The sequence below is a fragment of the Rhodopseudomonas sp. B29 genome, assembly GCF_000333455.1.
Lineage (GTDB): Bacteria > Pseudomonadota > Alphaproteobacteria > Rhizobiales > Xanthobacteraceae > Rhodopseudomonas.
Genome location: NZ_BADD01000789.1, coordinates 1 through 938, shown reverse-complemented (window position 1 = coordinate 938; position 938 = coordinate 1). Strand labels below are relative to the sequence as shown.

Annotated in this window: 2 protein-coding genes; both read left to right on the top strand. The window is 65.4% G+C overall.

Annotation, left to right across the window (positions count from 1 at the left end):
• Positions 1-28: 28 nt before the first annotated feature.
• On the top strand, positions 29-682 hold the full coding sequence (locus I5M_RS28310) for an urease accessory protein UreE (RefSeq protein WP_022724480.1): 654 nt from the start codon (positions 29-31) through the stop codon (positions 680-682).
• On the top strand, positions 642-938 hold a 297-nt coding region (locus tag I5M_RS28305), incomplete at its 3' end, for an urease accessory protein UreF (protein WP_376738705.1). The genes I5M_RS28310 and I5M_RS28305, both read left to right, overlap by 41 nt.

Sequence of the window (938 nt, the reverse complement as noted above, 5' to 3'; positions counted from 1 at the left end):
CTAACGTCGTCACCAGATAGGACCTTCCATGCTTCGCGCCACCGCCGTCCGCGGCCAGCCTCGCTGGACCGAACAACCCGCGGACACCATCGTGCTCGCTTTCGACGACCGGCATCGCCGCCGCATGGCGATGACCGGCACGAGGGGATTGGAATTCCTGCTCGATCTCGAACAGGCGGTGGCGCTACGCGGCGGTGACGCCTTGGTGCTGGACGACGGCCGCCTCGTCGAAGTCGTCGCGGCCGCCGAGCCTTTGCTGGAGATCCGCGGCCGCGATCCGCTGCATCTGGTGCGGCTTGCATGGCATCTCGGCAACCGCCATCTGCCGACGCAGATCATGGCCAAGGCGCTGCGTATCCGCCGCGATCACGTCATCGCCGAGATGGCCAAGGGCTTAGGGGCCAAGGTGATCGAGATCGAGGCGCCGTTCGATCCCGAAGGCGGCGCCTATGCGGCGCAGCACGAGGCCGAACACGATCATGCTCACGGGCATGACCACCACGGCCATGGCCATCATGATCATGGCCATCACGATCATCACGGCCATGATCGTCATGATCACGGCCATCCCGATCACGTCCACGACGAGCATTGCGGCCACGACCACTCGCATGATCATGGTCATGATCACGGCCACGACCATGGCCACCACCACGGTCATTCCCACAAGCATGAGCACTGAGGCGCCGATCGACGAGGCGCTGTCGCCGGCGCAGCACGCGACGCTGTATCGGCTGATGACCTGGCTGTCGCCGGCGTTTCCGGTCGGCGCGTTCTCTTATTCCAGCGGCATCGAATGGGCGGTGGAGGCGGGCGATATCACCGACGCCGCCAGCTTGCGTGATTGGCTTGCCGCGATGCTGATGCACGGTGCCGGCTTCTGCGACGCCGTGTTCGTCGCTCATGCGTATCGCGCTGCTGCGGCAGGCGATGACGCG

Coding starts and splice junctions, on each gene's coding strand:
- I5M_RS28310 (WP_022724480.1), top strand. CDS start 29: ATGCTTCGCGCCACCGCCGTCCGCGGCCAGCCTCGCTGGACCGAACAA.